This is a genomic window from Leeuwenhoekiella sp. H156, from assembly GCF_052218455.1.
Classification (GTDB): Bacteria; Bacteroidota; Bacteroidia; order Flavobacteriales; family Flavobacteriaceae; genus Leeuwenhoekiella; species Leeuwenhoekiella parthenopeia.
Genome location: NZ_CP197499.1, coordinates 1375568 through 1395995, shown reverse-complemented (window position 1 = coordinate 1395995; position 20428 = coordinate 1375568). Strand labels below are relative to the sequence as shown.

The window sequence follows — 20428 nt, the reverse complement described above, 5'->3', positions numbered from 1 at the left end:
AGCAGAAAACAGCAAACCACTTACCTTGAATTTTAGACTTTGAACTTTGAATAGCATCTCTCCCGATAGTTATGCGCTCGTTATGACATCAGAAACCGGAAATCAGAAACCGGAAATCAGAAACCGGAAATCGGCAAACCATAAACCTAAAACTTCTCACCTAATACGTACACCCATTACCCATTACCTTTTAACTTAAAAGAACGCTTCCTCAAATCCTGCTTTTTAAAATAGCGTAGCGAAAAGAAGACCACCATACCCAGCGGGATGGCGATCATCAAATAGCGTAGCGCCATATCAAAGGTATCGGTAATGTCTCCCGAGTGCGAAATCGCAAAACTGCCCATCGAGGTGATGATGTAGAGCAGACCGCCCATGAGTCCGCCTGCGATCCCTGCATTTCCTGGGAAGAAGACCATGTTTTGCGTAAAGTAGTTGGTAAACAAAAAGCCCGAGCAGATGTGAATGATAAAGGCAAAACCTACGAGCAATACCAGATTGTCCACGATTCCGCCCAGCGCGATAAAAATGCCTATGAGTACCAACTGTATAAGCGTTACCGTACGTATTTTTTGAATAAAATTAGTCGCGGTATAGCGTTTGCTCAAAATACCGCCTATCATCCAGGCAAAGCCTAGCACGAGCGTACAATAGCCGATGATCACGGCGGTGTAGTTAAAGTGTTGCTCTACCACAAAAGGCCCTGCGATGTTAAACACCATCACGACCGAGTAGGCGCAGCCCAATACCCAAACCCCCAGGATAAAGCCGGGATTTTTCAACATAGCCAGGTAGAGCAGGCCGGTTTTCTTCAGGCGCAGTTTCTTAAAGTTGCGAATGGTTTCGCCGCTAAAAACGAGTTCGCCCGCAAACAGGATCGCCGCGTAGATGGTGAGGAAGTAAAAGTTGGCCTGCCAGCCCAGGTGTTCTTCCAGAAAGCCACCCAGAAAGGGCGCGATGATGGGGCCACAGCTCCAGACGATGGTAAAGTAACTCAGGTAGTGTTTCCGCTCCCGGTCGTCGTACAGGTCTACAAAATACGCACGTTTAGCAACCACAATAAAAGCGGTGGCGATTCCCTGTACAATGCGCAGCAGGTTGATGATGAGCACTTGGTCGGTAAAGGTGACCGCGAGACTGCTCAGCAGGAGGATGATTAGTGAAAGGAGTACGGGCTTGCGACGCCCCACCTGGTCGATAACCGGCCCCACCAGCAATTGCGAAAAACCGTAGCTCAGGAAAAAGCAGGTAAGGGTAAGTTGTATGCTTTGTTCCGAAACGTTGAGGTTGCGCGCCATCGCCGGAAACGAGGGTAAATAGATATCGGTCATAAACCCTGATAAGGGAATAGACAGAAAGGTGAGTATCGTTGCGATCTTTTTGCGTTGGGGGGAAGCGTCGCGTAAGTGCATAAGCTTTTAATTAAGGTCTTAAACGGAAGGGACTACAGGAAGGGTTTACCGCACTATTTGGATTTGCAACCTGCGCCCGTTCTTTTTTGAAATAAAAAGCCCCTTCATTGCTGAAAGGGATTTTTATCTTATTCATAGCCATTAGTTTAGTGGCTGTTGGCTTTTAGAAGCTCGGGAAACTTCGCTTTAAAGCGGTTTAAGCGGGGGATCGATACGTTTTGGATGTATGGGTTTTCCGGGTGCTGTACCTCGTAGTTTTGATGGTAAGCTTCGGCCTCCCAGAATACGTCAAAAGGTTCTACCTCTGCAGCTACCGGCTCGCCCAGTTGTTCGGCCAAAGCGGCTTTCTTTTGGTCTATAATTTTCTTTTCGGCCTCGTTCTGGTAAAAAATAATCGAGCGGTATTGCGAACCGCGATCGGGTCCCTGCCCGTTTACCTGCGTAGGATCTTGCGAACCAAAATACACATCTACCAGTTGGCTAAAACTCACTTTTGCGGGATCGTAAATCACCTTTACCGCTTCGGCGTGACCGGTGCGGCCGGTGTTGCTTTCCTCATAAGTAGGGTTTTTGGTATGGCCGCCGGCATACCCGGAAACGGCTTCTTCCACACCATTTATGCTTTCGTATATCGCTTCCACACACCAAAAACAGCCGCTGGCAAAATAAGCGGTGGCCTGTTCCTGACCCGGCTTGTCTGTAAGGGCATCGGCCTGCACAGAACCGGGAGCTGTCGCTGTAAGCTGGGCTTTGTCGCGGTTTTGGTTGGCATTGGCGCACCCGTTAAAAAGGAGGCTCAAAGCCAGCGTACCCGCAATTAAGGCTGCTATAATGATTCTGTTTTTCATAAAAATCGGGGCTTGGTAATCCAATCTGTAATTCACGTCTTTCGTTTTACAAAGTTCGATTACTGGGACACAAAAGTAAGACCAAACTTTCACAAGATGCTGCTAATTTTTGACCGTATTTCTTAAAAATTTTAAATCGCTCAGCGCCCGTAGATTCGGGTTTTGACCTCCGTTCGTGCGCGATAGTATTGCGTATCTTGACATTTCAATTTCCCATAGATATTTATAGTTTGAAGTATGTTCTTTTCTTTTTTAGCTCGTGTCATTTGTATTATATGGGAACTCGTGAACCTCGTGCCTCGGTTTGCATCGCCCAAAAAGGAAACTGACTTTAGGAGGTTCTTCACCTTCGAATCACGATCAATCAAAACTTTAGTAATACTGACAACTAATAAGCTTTCCTTTCTTTTGTCTTGATACAAAAGAAACAACCCGTCTATTCAGCCGGGCAGGAAGATCAAGGCTTACAAGACGGTATCTAAATTTATCGTTCTCCTCATCCCCAGCCCTTCTCCCGCCGGAGAAGGGAGCCAAATTCTAACTTTTTTAAGAAATTTAAAATCTATAGTATTCAAATCCGAAGGGTTAAGCCTCCGTTCGTGCGCGATAGTATTGCGTATCTTGACATTTCAATTTCCCATAGATATTTATAGTTTGAAGTATGTTCTTTTCTTTTTTAGCTCGTGTCATTTGTATTATATGGGAACTCGTGAACCTCGTGCCTCGGTTTGCATTGCCCAAAAAGGAAACTGACTTTAGGAGGTTCTTCACCTTCGAATCACGATCAATCAAAACTTTAGTAATACTGACAACTAATAAGCTTTCCTTTCTTTTGTCTTGATACAAAAGAAACAACCCGTCTATTCAGCCGGGCAGGAAGATCAAGGCTTACCTGAGGTTCTCTAAATTTATCGTTCTCCTCATCCCCAGCCCTTCTCCAAAGGAAAAGGGAGTCAGATTTTAACTCAGAAAGCTTTGATATAATCAAACCCGAAGGGTTAAACGAGTTTCTCTCCCTCGGTTCAGAATAGCCGCAGGCAGCTCCGAAGGACAGGAGCGCTAGCGACGCGGAGCTGACAAGGCGGTTTTCGCCCTGAGGCGAAAAATTCCTAAGCGAGGGGCTCTTTTCTTTTGGTTCGTTTTCTTTGGAGAAGCAAAGAAAATGAACAGAACATGCTAGTAATATTGCCTGCACAAATCGACGTTAGGAGATTTACCAGTACTTAAAACAAAACTATACCTTCAATTAGCATTTCTGTTCTTTTGTCTTGATACAAAAGAACCAAAAGATCAAGGTTTACAAGACGATATCTAAATTTATCGTTTGCTGCGCTGCATGCGCTTAACTCGACCGCTACCGCGGCCTCAAACAGAACCGCCTGCTACGCTCCGCTCACTTCAAATTTTACGATATCTTCTTGTAGGCCGTATCTTAAATGATAACTAAGAACAGTATTCTTAGGTTTCTTTTTCTTCAGTATAGCAATAAGTTCCCGTTAAAAATTTTCGAAGCCTTGGAGAAAATTTAGGGAACTTGTTGTGGTTTTGCCCCTTAGGGCAAAAATACCTAAGAAATGTGCCTGAGAATAATGACAATTGAAAACTCAAATTATCATAGGCACATTATATCTGACCAAAACCAATAGGAGATACAGATAAAAAAGTGTCTTTTCTTTTGTTTCTTTTCTTTGGACAGGCAAAGAAAAGAAAGGAATGAGCTGAAGGACCGCTGATTACACAAATCGATGAAAGAAGATTAATGAACTGTAGGACCTATAATTACACAAATCGACTTTAGGAGATTTACTAAAACTTCAGATGAAATCAGAACTTTAATAAACATTTCTGTTCTTTTATCTTGATACAAAACCAACCCATCTGTTCGGCAGGGCAAAAAGATCAAGGTTTATTTCAAACTTTCTAGATAAGTTCTAAAATCGTCAGTGTCATAATCGGCCATACCCAAATGCCTCAGCGCGAGGCGGCCATGGGCATCAATAACGATGGTGGTAGGCAGGCTGCCGGTGTTGTACATTTCGGGCAAATCATACGCCACGCGGTAGATGGGGAAGTCGTAGCCTTTTTTGGCTTTAAAGGCTTTGGCCTTTTCAAAATCGGTATCAAACGAAACCAGTACAAAGTTGACGCTGTCTTTTTTATCGGCGTAGAGCTCAGCAATTCCAGGCATTTCGGCTATGCAGGGCGGGCACCATGTCGCCCAGAAGTTGATGAAATACGGCTGTTGCGGCATATCGTTCAGGTTTACGAGAGCTCCGGCTTCGTCAAAAAATTGCACATCCAGATCAGCAGTGTCACCGGGGGCGAAATCGGGTGTGTTGGAGCCTTTGACCACCACTTTGTTGGTTTTTTCGGGCACTTCGTTCAGGCTGGGATTGAACAGGCCGGTCTTGAGTATACCGCGTTGTACGGTAGCCACAACGGGTTTGTGCCAACCGTTGATGTAAATCACGAATAGTGCGGCAAAGAGCAGCAGGTATTTGAGACTTCGTTTTTGATGGGGTTTCATAGGTTTTAGTTTAGGTCTGCTGCGGCCGGTTTTTGGAAAAACGCATCGGGTTTTGAAGCCGCATCGAGGCTCGCATTTTCAAAATTCACCGTCCTGCGCGGGGTCGTGGGCTTTCCGTTTTCACTGGCATACCAGGTGATGCTGCGGGGCAACACGATTTCGCCCACCGTTTGCCAGTCGTTGTAGGCAATATAAGTTATTTGATCGCTTTTTTCTTCGGCGCCAAAGGTAGCGGTATAGCCCAGCCAGCGCATTTGGTAGGTTTCGGTGTCGTAATACAGGTAATACTCATCGTTTGCAGAAACCCCGGTTTGCGGCTCAAAACTTATTTGGAGTCCGGCATAGCTGGTGTCGTTTACCACAAGGGCTTCGGTTTCCTCATAGATAATTCCGGGATCGGCAAGTACAAAAGGCATTGCGTAGAAATAGAACATGAGGTTGTGGTAAAATTCAGGGTTGCCTGTATAGCTGTTTTTAGGGTCGTATAGCCATACGCGTTCCCCGTCAAAACCCAAAGAAACGCTGTCGCGATCTACGCGGTCTTTCCGCGAATGCAAATCTATCGTATGCGTCTCAGAAACCGGCTCCCCGGGAATGGTAAATGAAAGGGTTTTATACCCGTCCCAGGTGTCGAGTGTGCCGTGGGCGTTGAGGATGTTTTCAAGGTTTTGGGGATATGCTGTTTCGGTCTGCGGAGATACGGGATCTTCTGTTTTGGTATTGGGTTTACAGGCAGCAAAAGCGATCAAAAGCAGGAAAGTATATTTCATCATAGGTTTGGTGTCGTTATGGGGTTAATAGTCTGCTTTTTTTGAGATGCATTACAGAATTAGCATTTCTGTTCTTTTGTCTTGATACAAAAGAACCAACCCGTCTATTCAGCCGGGCAGGAAGATCAAGGCTCACAAGACGATATCTAAATTTATCGTTCTCCTCATCCCCAGCCCTTCTCCTCCCGAAGGTTCGGGAGAGAAGGGAGCCTAATTCTAACTTTTTTCAGAAATTTAGAATCTATAGTATTCAAATCCGAAGGGTTAAGCCTCCGTTCGTGCGCGATTGTATCGCGTACCTTGACATTTCAATTTCCCATAGATATTTATAGTTTGAAGTATGTTCTTTTCTTTTTTAGCTCGTGTCATTTGTATTATATGGGAACTCGTAAACCTCGTGCCTCGGTTTGCATTGCCCAAAAAGGAAACTGACTTTAGGAGGTTCTTCACCTCCGAATCACGATCAATCAAAACTTTAGTAATACTGACTACTAATAAGCTTTCTTTTCTTTTGTCTTGATACAAAAGAAACAACCCGTCTATTCAGCCGGGCAGGAAGATCACGGCTTACCTGAGGTTCTCTAAATTTATCGTTCTCCTCATCCCCAGCACTTCTCCTCCCGAAGGTTCGGGAGAGAAGGGAGCCTAATCGTAACTGTTTTCAGAAATTTAAAATCTATAGTATTCAAATCCGAAGGGTTAAATGACTTACAATTTTCCAATAACTGGCAAATAATCTAATGTTTTAGAGTTATTGTTCTTTAGCCTTCTTTTTCTTCAGTATAGCAATGAGTCCCCGTTAAAAATTTTCGAAGCCTTGGAGAAAATTTAGGGGACTTATTGCGGTTTTGCCCCTAAGGGCAAAAATACCTAAGAAAAAGTGTCTTTTCTTTTGTTTCTTTTCGTTGGACAGGCAAAGAAACGAAAGGGACAAACTGTAGGACCTCTTATTACGTAAATCGACGTTAGGAGATTTACCAGTACTTAAAACAAAACTATAACTTCAATTAGCATTTCTGTTCTTTTGTCTTGATACAAAAGAACCAAAAGATCAAGGCTCACAAGACGATATCTAAATTTATCGTTCACTGCGCTGCATGCGCTTAACTCGTCCGCTATCGCGTCCTCAAACAGAACCGCCTGCGACGCTGCGCTCACTTCAAATTTTACGATATCTTCTTGTAGGCCGTCTTTGAAATTAGAACTAAGAGTTTTATTCTTTAGCCCTCTTTTCTTCAGTATAGCAATAAGTCCCCGTTGTCCTCATCCCCAGCCCTTCTCCCGCCGGAGAAGGGAGCCTAATTTTAACTGTTTTTAGAAATTTAAAATCTATAGTATTCAAATCCGAAGGGTTAAATGACTTACAATTTTCCAATAACTGGCAAATAATCTAATGTTTTAGAGTTATTCTTCTTTAGCTCTCTTTTTCTTCAGTATAGCAATAAGTTTCCGTTAAAAATTTTCGAAGCCTTGGAGAAAATTTAGGGGACTTATTGCGGTTTTGCCCCTGAGGGCAAAAATACCTAAGAAAAAGTGTCTTTTCTTTTGTTTCTTTTCTTTGGACAGGCAAAGAAAAGAAAGGAAGAACCAATAGAACCTCTAATTACGCAAATCGACGTTAGGAGATCAACGAACTCTAAAAATAATACCTAAAGAAAAAAACCGTAACCTGACAAAAGTCATAAAATACCCTGAAGCATCCCGGTACTTTTACCGGGTAATTTGATAGTAATTAAAATTTTTCAGGTATGACCACTTTTTCAAAACTTCAGGACGATTTTACCCATAACATCATCGGCTATTCCGCTATCGGGATCATTTTAAGTACCTGTTTAGGTTCTGCCGCGGTGATGACCACCTTAATGCACGGGCACGGTTTGGTACAGATGTTTTTTGTAATGCTCAGCGTGGTGGCTTGCAGTATGCATAACGCATCCATCCTTACCGTACAAAAACCGGAGCTGATCTTTAAACTTTTGGTTTTCAGCACTGTGCTGAATGTACTTATAATCATTGGCGGACTCCTTATCTAGCCGAAACAACCCCCGCTTTAATTGACCTTTTTCAAGTCTAATTATACGAGGTTGTCGAAAAAGTTATTCGGTATTGGACTGTCGTTCTGAGCCTGTCGAAGACTATTTGATTATCAGCAGTCTATAACTTAGACCCCCGGAAATATCAGGGCAGATTGACAGCTTAAGCTTACTTTTTAGATAGCCTCGTTTTTACATTACAAATTATGATTGATACGGCTTTGGTTACCAAATACAACGTCCCCGGACCGCGCTATACCAGTTATCCCACGGTGCCTTATTGGGATCGGGAGCAATTCAGCCTGGCTTTGTGGAAAGAGACGCTGAAGCACAGTTTTAAAGCGAGTAACAGGACCGAAGGCATAAGTCTGTACATTCACCTGCCCTTTTGCGAGTCGATGTGCACCTTTTGCGGTTGTACCAAACGCATTACCAAAAATCACAGCGTAGAGACTCCGTATATCAACGCGCTGCTAAAAGAACTTGCTCTGTACCGTTCGTTTTTAGGGGAGCGACCGGTCATTCAGCAGGTGCACTTAGGTGGGGGCACCCCCACCTTTTTTACCGAACACAACCTTAAGATGCTTATCGATGGGATTTTTAAGGTTGCAGACCGCGCGCCGGGTTGTGAGATGAGCTTCGAGGGTCATCCCAACAATACCACGCTGGGACACCTCGAAACCCTGGCGGCTTTGGGTTTTAAACGCGTTTGCTACGGCGTACAGGATTATAACGAAACCGTACAAAAGGCTATCAACCGCATTCAGCCGTTTGAGCATGTGGAGCAGGCAACCGGGCAGGCTCGCCGGGCGGGCTATACTTCGGTGGGGCACGACATCATTTTTGGACTGCCCTTTCAAACGCTTGATCACGTAAAGCACACCATTGAGAAAACCATTCAGTTGTTTCCGGACCGTATCGCCTTTTACAGCTATGCGCACGTGCCATGGATTAAAGGGAATGGCCAGCGGGGCTACGATGAGGCCAACCTGCCCACGCCCGAAGCTAAGCGGGAGCAGTATGAGACCGGCAAGCGTTTACTACTCGAAGCCGGTTATGTCGAAATCGGCATGGATCATTTTGCCTTACCTACGGACGATTTGTATTACGCCCAGCAGGAAGGGCGTCTGCACCGCAATTTTATGGGGTATAATGCTTCTAAAACCAAAGTGATGCTGGGGCTGGGCGTGTCGGCCATCAGCGACAGCTGGTACAGTTTCGCCCAAAACGTCAAAGGGCTAAGCGAATACTATCACCTCCTCGAAAATAATATTCTGCCGGTTTACCGTGGGCATATTTTAACCGAAGAAGATCTGGTGATCCGAAAGCATATTCTCAACCTGATGTGTCGTTTTGAAACCCGCTGGGATGCACCCGAACTCTGCTTCGATGGTCTGGCCGAAACCCTCATTCGTCTTAGCGAACTTGAAGCAGACGGCCTGCTCGAATTTAGACTGAATGGTTTGCGCGTCACCGAAAAAGGAAAAGCCTTTGTACGCAACATCTGTCTGGCTTTTGACCTGCGCCTGCAACGCAACAAACCCGAAACCAAACTTTTTTCTATGACTGTTTAAGGGTCCCTAGACTCAATTTAGTTGGTAACCCGCCTGAATGCTGATTTATCAGCTTTTTGGCGGGTTTTTTTGGCACCGCCAAAGGGATTAAAAGCCGCAGTTTGCTTCAAAAAAAATTCTTCGACTGCGCTCAGGACAAGCTTACCTAAAGAAAAGAGCCTTTTACTGCAATACTGAAGAAAAACAGGACTAACAAATCAGATTTAGTATTCTGAACAAAATATTCGTTTAGGATTGTGATATGGAAAAGTAATTTAGGTTTTGAGTATAAAGGTCAATTAAAACGCCAGTACCGGCCTACAAAGATTTATCGCAAAATTTGAAAAGAGGGAGCGTTAAAAATTTTAGACTGTTTGAGTCAAACGTATTTTGATCTTTAAGGAGAATAATCAAGCGAGTTTCTAAAATTTAGCGAGCGAATGATAAATTTAGATAAAGCTTTGTCAGCCTAGATTTTTTTGGTTCCTTTTTTCATCGATGGAAAAAAGGGACAGAACATGGCTTGAAGTGAAAAACTTAAATTTTTGTGAGACCAAGCTTCTAAAGGTTATATCGAGAACCCCGGTTAGTAATAAAAATGATAAACTAAGCAGACTTCTCGATACGCCTGAAGCTCCACTAGCGCTATGCCTCAGCCACTCGAAGTGACATCTAAGCGAAGGATGAGTGAAAGACTTACACGTGATCCAATCGTTCGCGAACAGTGAAGATTAGAATAACCAAAAAAACCGTAACTTGGTGGTGTAAAAACGTGCAGATACGCACCAAAAGAAAAGTTTATGGACACGATTCGAAAATCAATAACCTTTACAGAAAAGCAGGATCGCTGGATAAAGATGAAAGTTGAAAATGGTGAATTTACTAATGACAGTGAGTATATACGGGACTTGGTACGAAAGGATCAGGAAGAAACGGAAGAACTTTTGGAGCTTAAAAGGGCAATTCAAGACGGCTTAAAAAGTGGGGTGAGTCCCCTTAAAATAAAAGATATCATAGCCAAAGTAGATAATGGTGAGCTATAAGCTTTCTGCCAAAGCCGAAGAAGATTTAGTTGAAATCTATAAATATGGTGTATCTCATTTTGGTTCTTTACCTGCGCGAAACTATTTACTCGAACTCGAAGAAACCTTTCTGATGCTTGCGACCAGACCAGAACTTCTTAGAAAAGCATCATTTATAGCAGAGCGCATATTTTTTTATCAGTTTAAAGGGCATACCATTTTTTATTTAGTCGAAGACCAAAATGAGATTTTTGTGGTTCGGGTACTGGGTAAGCGAATGGATTTTAAATTACACCTTTAATTTTCGACAGGTCTTGAATAAAAAATTAATTCAGTTTTTAAGAGAAAAGCTAATTAAAACGCCAGTACCGGCCTACAAAGATTTATCGTAAAATTTGAAAAGAGGGAGCGTTAAAAATTTTAGACTGTTTGAGTTAAACGTATTTTGATCTTTAAGGAGAATAATCAAGCGAGTTTCTAAAATTTAGCGAGCGAATGAAAAATTTAGATAAAGCTTTGTCAGCCTAGATTTTTTTGGTTCCTTTTTTCATCGATGGAAAAAAGGGACAAAACACTCATTGAAAAACGAGTATTCTCTTTAGCTCGCTGTTACTTATTGATTTTGGAGTTCGAATCTTTTTTATTAGTAAAATGTCACTTCGAGCGTGTCACACTGAGCGCAGTCGAAGTGCAGTCGAGAAGTGTCATTTAAACGAAAAATGAGGAAAAAACGAAGTGCTAAATGCACGCGATGCAATCGCGCACGAACAGTGTATCGAGAAGCCCTGTAAACTAAAAACATTCTAACTAAGCAGACTTCTCGATACACCTGAAGCTCCGCTAACGCTATGCTTCAGCCACTCGAAGTGACATCTAATCGAAGGATGAGTGAAAGACTTACACGTGATCCAATCGTTCGCGAACAGTGAATCTCCTATCTTCTATTTGTATGTTCGAGTTTCTTTAGAATGTTCTGTTCATTTTCTTTAGCTCGCTGTCGCTTATTGGTTATGGACCTCGTGAACCTTGTACCTCGGTTTGCTTCTCCAAAGAAACCCATCGACTCCGCTCAGGGCAGGCCTAGCCAAAAGAAAAGAGCCTTTTTTATCTGTATCTCCTATTGGTTTTGGTCAGATATAATGTGCCTATGATAATTTGAGTTTTCAATTGTAATTATTCTCAGGCACATTTCTTAGGTATTTTTGCCCTTAGGGGCAAAACCGCAATAAGTCCCCTAAATTTTCTCCAAGGCTTCGAAAATTTTTAACGGGGACTCATTGCTATACTGAAGAAAAAGAGGACTAAGAAGACTGTTTCCTAGTCTTAAAGCAAAAATCTAGTTAGGATTGGCTCCCTTCTCCGGCGGGAGAAGGGCTGGGGATGAGGTGATCTCTCAATGACAACTCTGCCTCGCCTCTACCTGTGCCACAGCAACCTTTTCCGAAGGCGAAACGTAGGGAATACCTAAGCCCAAACCACGCAGGATAAACAAAAAACCCATCAGGATCACCAGAATAGGAATGACCTTGACAATTTGTTTTTTGGCTTTGCCTTTTATAAAATTTCCCAGATACAGGGCTGAAGTCATCAGGGGTACGGTGCCTAATCCAAAGAGGAGCATATACAGGCTGCCGTGGAGTGCGCCGCCGGTGCCCAAAGCTCCAAACACCGCCATATAGACGAGTCCGCAGGGCAACAGTCCATTTAACAAGCCCAGGGTGAAAAAGGTGCTTTTGCGTTTGCTTTTAAGCTGCTGACCCAACGCCGATTTGATACGCCCCACCAGTTTATACGCAGGTTTTGACAGGTTATAACGGTTAAAAATACGGGAGGGGATAACCACTGCGGTGATCATCAGGGCACCTACAGCGATAGAAAGTTGCTGCTGTAAGCCAAAGAGGTTTAAACGCTCTCCCACGGCTCCAAACAGAAAGCCAATAAGCGCATAGGTAAGCAGCCGCCCGCTGTGGTAGCTGAGTATTTGAAAGAACTTTTTCAGCGGATTCCGGTGATCTACCGGCATCAAAAACGCGATAGGCCCACACATGCCCACGCAGTGCAAACTGCCCAAAAGTCCGAAAAGAAGCGCCGTTGCGATCATAATCAATAGGTTATTTCATCCTCAAAGCGGTAGTTTTTACCCTCGTATTCCCAGGTGATGGTAATGTTCCAGCGACCGCCAACCAGGCGTTTGTCAGGTATGAGCAAATTAGAAGATGACAGGCGTATAGGCATGTCAAAATCAAGTTGCCTGGCAGACGGTCTATACAGGAACACTGAGCCGGTGATGGCTTTAGGATCTAAATTTTTAGGAAATGCAATGAGGTAACCCGCTTCGGTTTTGGTACCGGTTACCGGTGTTTCGAGCTGATTGCTGTTTGCGGTGGCGTCTATGGCGCCCTGCAGGTTCATCTCGTGTTTGTAATAATCTTCAATAACCAGATCGTAGCTGTATTTCTGGTCTGTAGACATGGTGATCACAAAGTACAGGATAAAGCTCATAAAGCTTAGCATACCGATGACGAGCCCGGTTCCCCAATTGAATTTCATAGTGATGTGTTTTAATTTTTTAAATGAAAACCTTCCCCGCCGGGGTTAATTATATTTTTGAGCCAGTTCCTCCTGACTCAGGGCTTTTTTCTGTTTTTGCTCTTCTTGGAGCAGGCGTACCCTGCAATGCTGGTTCTGACCGGGTTTTCCGTTTTGACAGCCCAGGCAGCAGTTGTGTTTTTTTGTAGTTTCCATGATCGTATCAGTTATAGCTTCGGGGCCCCAGAAAGATGGTGCGGGTGGTCTCTATGAGCCGCTCACCGCTGTAAACCCCTATTTTTAATTGTTCTTTTTCGCCTTCCAGATCAGCGCTTTTCACTTCTATAAAAAGCGTGCCTTCCGCAAGTCCCTGTGCCGGTACTTCAAGTGTTTCCTGCGACACCACTTTAATACTTCCGCTATGCGAAATCAGCTCAAAGTGCACGTCTTCAATTGTTCGCGTGGTTTTATTGATGAGCTTAAAGGTGTACACATTGCTGATGATATCTTCGGCCTTGTGCTCATAGAGCTGACCCGGCAGGCGCAGCACGTTTGCTTCCACATCATTGCGTAAAAAGAGCATCCCACTTAATACGCCAATTAGAATGATCAGTACGGCGGTATAGCCCTTAAGACGCGGAGTAAACTGAAATTTGGTTTTCTTCTCGATGTTTTCTTCACTGGCATAGCGAATCAAATCCTGGGGCAGGTTTACCGCCTCCATCATCTGGTTGCAGGCGTCAATACAGGCGGTGCAGTTTACACATTCCAGCTGGGTGCCGTTGCGGATGTCAATTCCCGTGGGGCACACATTTACGCACTGAAAGCAGTCGATGCAATCCCCCTTGCCTGTTGTTTCGCGGTCTTCAGTCTTTTTAAATTTGGCTCTGCCGGCTTCTTTCTCACCGCGTTTGTAATCGTAAGCCACCACGATAGATTTGGTATCGAGCAAAACACCCTGCAACCTGCCGTAGGGGCACACGATGATACACACCTGCTCGCGAAACCAGGCGAAAACAAAGTAAAACACGCCGGTGAAAATGAGCAGCGAGATGAGGGTGCTTACGTGGTTTGCCGGGCCATCGGTGATGTACTGCAGCAGGCGCTCGCTGCCTATGAGATAGGCCAGAAACACATTGGCAATGAGAAACGAGATCACAAAAAAGACCGACCATTTCAGCAGACGTTTCCGTATTTTTTCGGCATTCCAGGGCATGTTGTTTAGGCGTATTTGTTTCCCGCGGTCACCATCAATCCAGTATTCAATCCTGCGGAAGACCATTTCCATAAAAATGGTTTGGGGGCAAATCCACCCGCAAAAGATTCGGCCAAAAGCAACCGTAAACAGCACTACAAAGACCACCCCGATGATCATCATCATCACAAAGAGGTGAAAATCCTGCGGCCAGAACGGAAAGCCGAAAATATTAAACCTACGCTCCAGCACATTGAACATCAGAAACTGGTTGCCGTTGATGTGTACAAACGGCGCACCGAATAAAAAGAGCAGCAGGACATAACTTACCAGTTTGCGGTACTCGTAGAGTTTGCCCACCGGTTTTTTAGGATACACCCACGCGCGTTTGCCTGCATCGTTGATGGTGCCTATGCTGTCCCTAAAATGTTCCTGATCCTGAGAAGCCATGGGTTGTTTCTAATTTTCGTTGGTGATGACGTCATCGGTCACCGGTTCCTGTTCTAAAATCACCTCAATGCCGGTAGAATCCTGTTGTACCTGTACAGCTTCTACAGGGCCGTTTTCATCAATCCAGATTTCCCCTTCCGGTTCTTTGGCATCTGCCGGGTTGGTGCCGTGCAGGCTCAATACGTAGCTGGCGACCTGTGCAATTTCGCCGGGTTTCAGGTCGGTTTTCCAGGAGATCATCCCTTTTCCGGCGCGTCCTCCTTCGGCTATGGTGTGAAAGACATTTTTAATACCGCCACCCAGAATCCAGTAGTCATCGGTGAGGTTGGGGCCAATGCCTCCCGCGCCGCCTGCTTTGTGACAGGCGATGCAGTTTCCGCTAAAAATGGCTTCTCCCGCTTTGATATCGCTTGCATCGGTAAGCAGTTCTACGGTATTTTCGTCTACTAAATCCTTAGCGGTTTTTTTGTATTCCTCCAGATCCAGTTTAGCCTGCGCGACGGCTTCTTCATACTCGTCGATCTGGGTGTAGTCATTCAGCACTTCAAAGCGTATTAAATACACGGCGGCAAACAGAATAGTAGCGTAAAAACCATACACCCACCACGGCGGCAGACGGTTGTCGAGTTCTTTGATGCCATCATAATTGTGATCCAGCAAGATTTCTTCTTCCTGCTCCACAGGCTTCGCTTTCCAGAGTTTGGCGTACAGGCCTTTAAACCAAAAAAGGCGCTGTTCTTTTTTAGCTTCGACTTCAGCCCGGTACTGTTCCCGGGCTTCCGGCTTCAGGGTTTTAAAGAGGACGGCGTGTAAGCTTTCAATACAAATCTCAAAAGCGATGTACATAAAGACGAGCACGGCATAGACGACCCAGAGCCAGTTTTGGGTGGTAAATACCGAAGCTTCATTTTCGGGTGTACCCACATAATTTAGAAAGAGGTAGGCAAAGCCCGCAAAAGCTAAAATGCGTAGTATAGATGCGATACTTCTCATGGCTGGTCTGGTGTTAAAAGGTCTTCTTCAAGCGGAAGCGCACTCACTTCCTGTAAATAATGCTTCTTTGCGGTGATCACCCAGGCAAACAGGGCGACAAAAAACACAAAGAAAATGAGCAGGGAGATGATGGGGTAGATGGCTACCCCGTCTATGTTTTCCAGATTTTGTTTGACAAATTTGAGCATGGTTATTCGGTTTTTGCGGTTGAATTTTCGGCACCGGTTTTAATCTTGATATCGGTTCCCAGGCGTTGCAGGTAGGCGATAAGCGCGACGATCTCGCGGTTGCGCATTTCGACAAAATCAGCTCCGTTTTGAGCAGCAGCTTTTTTATCGGCTTCATAGGTTTTGGCAAAATCGGGGTCGGCATACAGATTCTTTTCGATCTGTTCGCCCTGTTCGCTCATCCATTGCTGGGCGCGCTCGATGTCTTCAACCGTATAGGGAACACCCAGTTGCTTCATCGATTTCATCTTGTCTTCGGTCTGTGACTTGTCGAGTTCGCTGCGTATCAACCAACTGTAAGACGGCATAATTGAACCGGCTGAGGTGCTCTGCGGATCATACATATGGTTGAGGTGCCAGTTGTCTGAATATTTTCCGCCTACGCGAAATAAATCGGGCCCCGTGCGCTTGCTTCCCCAGAGGAAGGGATGATCGTAGACATACTCGCCCGACTTGGAGTACTCGCCGTAACGCTCTACTTCACTGCGGAAGGGTCTGATCATCTGCGAGTGGCAGCCCACACATCCTTCGCGGATGTAGAGGTCACGCCCTTCAAGCTCCAGTGGGGTGTAGGGTTTTACCGTAGAAATCACGGGTACATAATCATCTACAATCAGTGACGGAATGATTTGCACCATACCGCCAATCAAAATGGCGATGGTGGCGAAGATGGTGAGTTGAACCGGGCGGCGTTCCAGCCAGGTATGGTAGCCTTCTTTGGGGGTACGTTTGCGGGTCACGGGGCTAAGTGGTGCAGCTTCGGCGAGTTCGTCGGTCACTTTGCTTCCGCTTCTTATGGTCTTAATGATGTTGTAAAGCATCACAAAAGCACCGGAGATGTAAAGCGAACCACCTATGGCACGCATCCAGTACATCGGGATGATTTCGGTTAAAGTCTCCAGAAAGTTTCCGTAGGTAAGGGTTCCGTCAGGATTGAATTGTTTCCACATCGAAGCCTGTACAAAACCTGCCACATACATAGGCAGCGCGTACATAATGATTCCCAAAGTACCTACCCAGAAGTGTACGTTCGCGAGTTTGGTAGACCAGAGCTGCGTTTTGAATAATCGCGGCACCATCCAGTAGACCATCCCAAAGGTGAGGAAGCCGTTCCACGCCAGGGCGCCTACGTGCACGTGAGCTATGATCCAGTCGCTGAAGTGCGCAATGGCATTTACATTTTTAAGCGAAAGCATCGGCCCTTCAAAGGTGGCCATCCCATAACCGGTAATGGCAACCACCATAAATTTCAAAACCGGATCGGTACGTACCTTATCCCAGGCGCCACGCAGGGTAAGCAGGCCGTTGATCATACCACCCCAGGAGGGCGCGATCAGCATCACCGAAAAGGCAACTCCCAGGTTTTGCGCCCAGCCGGGCAGTGCGGTGTACAGCAAGTGGTGCGGCCCTGCCCAGATGTAAATGAAAATCAGCGACCAAAAGTGTACAATCGAGAGTCGGTAGGAATAGATAGGCCGGTTGGCGGCTTTGGGTACAAAGTAGTACATCAGACCCAGAAACGGAGTGGTCAGGAAAAATGCCACCGCGTTGTGCCCGTACCACCATTGTACCAGCGCATCCTGCACCCCGGCGTAATACGAATAACTTTTAAGCGCGCTTATGGGCAGCTCGATACTGTTTACAATATGCAGCACGGCCACGGTTACAAAAGTGCCCAGGTAAAACCAAATGGCCACATAGAGATGGCGCTGTCTGCGTTTGAGGATGGTACCGATGAGGTTGGCCCCAAAAGCCACCCAAACCAGCGCGATCATAATGTCTATAGGCCACTCGAGCTCTGCATATTCTTTAGAAGTGGTGTAGCCCAGCGGCAGTGTGATGGCTGCGGCGACAATAATCGCCTGCCAGCCCCAAAAATTGAAGTTGCTCAGCCAGTCTTTCCACATACGGGCTTTAAGCAGGCGCTGTGACGAGTAATACACCCCGGCATAAATGGCGTTCCCCACAAAAGCAAAAATCACCGCATTGGTGTGTAGCGGGCGCAGGCGGCCAAAACTCAGCCAGGAGATGCCGTCTGTGATATTGGGAAATAAAAACATAAAGGCCAGCAGCAAGCCCACGCTCATCCCGATGAGCCCCCAAAACAGGGTGGCGATGATAAACTTTCTTACGATTTTGTTGTCGTAATAAAACTGTTCTGTTTGCATAATTACTTCGATTTGCGATCTGAATGATTGGTAATGGATTGTTGGTTTTTGTCTGCGGAAGACCCTGTGTTTTTCACGAGTTCGTCTTCAAACAGCATACGTACCGAAGGGGTATAGGTGTCATCGTACTGTCCCTTGCCCACCGAGAAAATAAAGGCCGCAAAGAAGACTAAAGCCACAACCACGCTTATCGCGAGAAGCATATAAATGATACTCATACCTACCTGAATTTGGTTGTAAAATTAGAGGGCCGTCTTTGCTTAAAAGATGACATAAATCAGCTTTTGAAAATCTATTTGTCTTCTTCGGGATTTTTTAAACTGCTGCCGAAATAATAGGTGCATAATGTGGTAAACGCCACGATGCTGATGGAGCTTAAGGGCATTAAAATCGCGGCGTAGACGGGTTTTAAGTTTCCACTTACGGCCAGCGCGAGGCCCACCACATTGTAAAGCAGCGAGAGCACAAAACTCCATTTGATGATGCGTTTACCATTCCGGGCGAGTTTTATAAAGGCAGGCAATTGCTCAAAACGCGAAGCATCCAAAATCCCGTCGCAGGCGGGTGAAAAGACATTCACATTTTCAGAAATGGCGATGCCCACATCGCTTTGTGCCAAAGCCCCGCTGTCGTTGAGTCCGTCACCCACCATCATCACTTTTTTACCCTGTTGCTGCAGGCTTTTGATAAACTTCAGCTTGTCTTCCGGTTTTTGATTGAAATGCATCGCGACGGGGACATCTAGCAGTCTGTTCAGCCTGCTTTGCTCGCTGTCGTTATCGCCCGAAAGAATAACGAGTTCGGCATTTTTGCTCAGTTCCCGAAACACCGATTTTAAAGCGCTGCGGTAGGTGGTTTGAAAAGTGTAGCAGCCTTTATAACCGGTTTGCGTGGCGATGTGTACGCTGGTATGACTGTCTGCAAGCTGTTGTTTTTCGGGCGGAAGCGCATTAACAAAGGCATACGAACCCACACGAATTTCCTGTTTTTTTAGCGTGCCGGTGATTCCCATTCCCGGTTCTTCTTCAAAATCATCAAGAACCTTGATTTTATAATCCTGAAACATGCTGTACAAACTGCGGCTCAGCGGATGGTTTGAAGCTCGAAGTGTGCTAGTAAGCAGCGATTCTTCTTGTTCGGTAAGGCTTTCACCGTTATAGCGTATGGCTTCTTTGGAAGCTGAGGTCAGCGTGCCCGTTTTGTCAAAAACCACCGTATCAATAGCCGCCAGTTGTTCTAAAACGCCGGCATCCTTTAAATAGAATTTGTGCTTCCCCGTGATGCGCAGCAGATTGCCCAGCGTAAAAGGTGCCGACAAGGCCAGCGCGCAGGGGCAGGCGACAATGAGCACTGCAGTAAAGACATGGAGTATTTTTGAGGGGTCAACAAACCACCAAAACAGGGACGCAGCCAGAGCAATGCCCAGCACGCCCAGGGTAAAGTGTTTGCTTATTTTGGTCGTAAGAGAGTCGAGTTCGTTTTGCCGTTCTTTTTGAAAGATTTCGTTGCTCCACAATTGGGTGAGGTAACTTTGTTCGACGGCTTTGGTCACGCTGAGTTCCAGAATGCCGCCCTGTTGTTTTCCACCCGCAAAGACCGTATCACCTGTTTTTTTAGATACGGGTTCGGCCTCGCCGGTGACGAAACTGTAGTCGATGAGCGCATCTCCTTTGATCAGGATTCCGTCTACCGGGATGAGTTCGCCATTGCGTATGAGTATGCGATCTTTTGGTTTGATCTCATAAACCGGAATCTGGCTTTCCCGTTGGGTTCCTTCGGTTTCCAGGCGGGTTACCGCGATGGGAAAATAGGATTTGTAGTCGCGCTCAAAGCTGAGGTAAGCGTAGGTTTTCTGCTGAAAAAACTTTCCGAGTAAAAGAAAGAAAACCAATCCCGCCAGACTATCAAAAAAGCCGGTTCCGGTGTTGGTAATCACCTCGTAGCACGAACGCAGAAAGAGTACCAGAATGCCCAAAGCAATGGGCACGTCTATATTTAGCATACGCGAGCGCAGCGATTTAAAGGCGGAAGTAAAATAATCACGGGCTGAGTACAGCACCACCGGAATCGAAAACACCAGCATCAAAGCCCTGAAAACGGGTTTATACCGGTCTAGCCAAAACTCTTCAACCTCAAAATATTCGGGGAAGGAGAGAAACATGATATTTCCAAAGGCAAAGCCTGCGATGCCCAGTTTGTAAATGAGGGAGCGGTCTTTTTTGCGCTCTTTTTTGTTGAAATCCTGTAGCGAAATCACCGGTTCGTAACCCAACATACACAGCAGTTCAACCACTTCTTTAAGACTGATCTCGGCCGAATTGAAGGTGATGCGAATGGTTTTTTCAGGGAAGTTCACCTGAGTGCTTTTGATAGCCGGGCGCAGTTTGCTCAGGTTTTCCAGTACCCAGATGCAGGAGCTGCAATGTATGGCGGGTATGGTAAACGATGCGATCTGCGTGGCCTGCTCGTCAAAGTCGAGCAGTTTGGCCTTGATTTCCGGGTTGTCCAGATAATCAAACCGACCTTTGAAATCTTTTGGTGTGGTACCCGGACTTTTGTCCAGATCATAGTAGTACGACAGGTTGTTTTCATACAGGATGTCGTAAACCGTTTTGCAGCCACTGCAGCAAAAGAACTTGCTGTGATGCGCCAGGACGTGCTCCCCGCAGGAGTCGCCACAGTGATAACATAATTCCATTTT

At 45.6% G+C, this 20428-nt stretch carries 18 protein-coding genes; 4 read left to right on the top strand and 14 right to left on the bottom strand.

Features of this window, described 5'->3' with window-relative positions; translation table 11 throughout:
- Positions 1-176: 176 nt before the first annotated feature.
- The 5 genes from ACSSS3_RS05845 to ACSSS3_RS05825 all read right to left on the bottom strand — a co-directional run bounded on the left by ACSSS3_RS05845 (position 177) and on the right by ACSSS3_RS05825 (position 5560).
- Positions 177-1412: an MFS transporter gene (locus ACSSS3_RS05845; RefSeq protein WP_442846798.1), complete on the bottom strand. Its 1236-nt coding sequence runs from the start codon at positions 1410-1412 to the stop codon at positions 177-179.
- Between the two features lie 10 nt (positions 1413-1422).
- Positions 1423-1548, bottom strand: coding sequence for a hypothetical protein (locus ACSSS3_RS05840; RefSeq protein WP_442846797.1), 126 nt, complete (start codon positions 1546-1548; stop codon positions 1423-1425).
- Positions 1549-1558: 10 nt separating this feature from the next.
- The gene (gene msrA / locus ACSSS3_RS05835; protein ID WP_442846796.1) at positions 1559-2260 is read right to left on the bottom strand and encodes a peptide-methionine (S)-S-oxide reductase MsrA; all 702 of its coding nucleotides are present in this window, start codon (positions 2258-2260) and stop codon (positions 1559-1561) included.
- 1906 nt (positions 2261-4166) lie between these two features.
- Positions 4167-4787 carry a TlpA family protein disulfide reductase gene (locus tag ACSSS3_RS05830; protein ID WP_442846795.1) on the bottom strand — a complete coding sequence of 207 codons (621 nt, stop codon included), beginning with the start codon at positions 4785-4787 and terminating at the stop codon, positions 4167-4169.
- Positions 4788-4792: 5 nt separating this feature from the next.
- The gene (locus tag ACSSS3_RS05825) at positions 4793-5560 is read right to left on the bottom strand and encodes a DUF6503 family protein (RefSeq protein ID WP_442846794.1); all 768 of its coding nucleotides are present in this window, start codon (positions 5558-5560) and stop codon (positions 4793-4795) included.
- A 1745-nt stretch (positions 5561-7305) separates the two neighbouring features.
- Between ACSSS3_RS05825 and ACSSS3_RS05820 the strand changes: the two genes are divergently transcribed.
- The 4 genes from ACSSS3_RS05820 to ACSSS3_RS05805 all read left to right on the top strand — a co-directional run bounded on the left by ACSSS3_RS05820 (position 7306) and on the right by ACSSS3_RS05805 (position 10466).
- Positions 7306-7590, top strand: coding sequence for a hypothetical protein (locus tag ACSSS3_RS05820; protein ID WP_442846793.1), 285 nt, complete (start codon positions 7306-7308; stop codon positions 7588-7590).
- A gap of 206 nt (positions 7591-7796) precedes the next feature.
- Positions 7797-9164, top strand: coding sequence for an oxygen-independent coproporphyrinogen III oxidase (hemN, locus tag ACSSS3_RS05815; RefSeq protein ID WP_442846792.1), 1368 nt, complete (start codon positions 7797-7799; stop codon positions 9162-9164).
- A 779-nt stretch (positions 9165-9943) separates the two neighbouring features.
- The gene (locus ACSSS3_RS05810; RefSeq protein ID WP_442846791.1) at positions 9944-10186 is read left to right on the top strand and encodes a type II toxin-antitoxin system ParD family antitoxin; all 243 of its coding nucleotides are present in this window, start codon (positions 9944-9946) and stop codon (positions 10184-10186) included.
- Positions 10173-10466, top strand: coding sequence for a type II toxin-antitoxin system RelE/ParE family toxin (locus ACSSS3_RS05805; protein ID WP_228229165.1), 294 nt, complete (start codon positions 10173-10175; stop codon positions 10464-10466). Before ACSSS3_RS05810 ends, ACSSS3_RS05805 begins: the two co-directional genes overlap by 14 nt.
- A gap of 1092 nt (positions 10467-11558) precedes the next feature.
- Here the strand turns inward: ACSSS3_RS05805 and ACSSS3_RS05800 are convergent.
- The 9 genes from ACSSS3_RS05800 to ACSSS3_RS05760 form a co-directional block, all read right to left on the bottom strand.
- Positions 11559-12266, bottom strand: a complete 708-nt coding sequence (locus ACSSS3_RS05800) for a sulfite exporter TauE/SafE family protein (RefSeq protein WP_442846790.1) — start codon at positions 12264-12266, stop codon at positions 11559-11561.
- A 2-nt stretch (positions 12267-12268) separates the two neighbouring features.
- On the bottom strand, positions 12269-12715 hold the full coding sequence (locus ACSSS3_RS05795; RefSeq protein WP_442846789.1) for a FixH family protein: 447 nt from the start codon (positions 12713-12715) through the stop codon (positions 12269-12271).
- A gap of 45 nt (positions 12716-12760) precedes the next feature.
- Positions 12761-12910 (bottom strand): hypothetical protein, encoded by a 150-nt coding sequence (locus ACSSS3_RS05790; RefSeq protein ID WP_442846788.1) that lies wholly within the window; start codon positions 12908-12910, stop codon positions 12761-12763.
- 7 nt (positions 12911-12917) lie between these two features.
- Positions 12918-14339 (bottom strand): cytochrome c oxidase accessory protein CcoG, encoded by a 1422-nt coding sequence (ccoG, locus tag ACSSS3_RS05785; protein WP_442846787.1) that lies wholly within the window; start codon positions 14337-14339, stop codon positions 12918-12920.
- Between the two features lie 9 nt (positions 14340-14348).
- A complete protein-coding gene (locus ACSSS3_RS05780) occupies positions 14349-15332 on the bottom strand; it encodes a cbb3-type cytochrome c oxidase N-terminal domain-containing protein (RefSeq protein WP_442846786.1) in 984 nt (327 codons plus the stop codon).
- Positions 15329-15520 (bottom strand): CcoQ/FixQ family Cbb3-type cytochrome c oxidase assembly chaperone, encoded by a 192-nt coding sequence (locus ACSSS3_RS05775; protein WP_228229159.1) that lies wholly within the window; start codon positions 15518-15520, stop codon positions 15329-15331. Before ACSSS3_RS05775 ends, ACSSS3_RS05780 begins: the two co-directional genes overlap by 4 nt.
- 2 nt (positions 15521-15522) lie before the next feature.
- Positions 15523-17727 carry a cytochrome-c oxidase, cbb3-type subunit I gene (gene ccoN / locus ACSSS3_RS05770; RefSeq protein WP_442846785.1) on the bottom strand — a complete coding sequence of 735 codons (2205 nt, stop codon included), beginning with the start codon at positions 17725-17727 and terminating at the stop codon, positions 15523-15525.
- 2 nt (positions 17728-17729) lie between these two features.
- Positions 17730-17945, bottom strand: coding sequence for a cbb3-type cytochrome oxidase assembly protein CcoS (ccoS, locus tag ACSSS3_RS05765; protein WP_442846784.1), 216 nt, complete (start codon positions 17943-17945; stop codon positions 17730-17732).
- Positions 17946-18019: 74 nt separating this feature from the next.
- Entirely contained in the window at positions 18020-20425 is a 2406-nt protein-coding gene (locus ACSSS3_RS05760; RefSeq protein ID WP_442846783.1) for a heavy metal translocating P-type ATPase, read from the bottom strand.
- Positions 20426-20428: the final 3 nt, after the last annotated feature.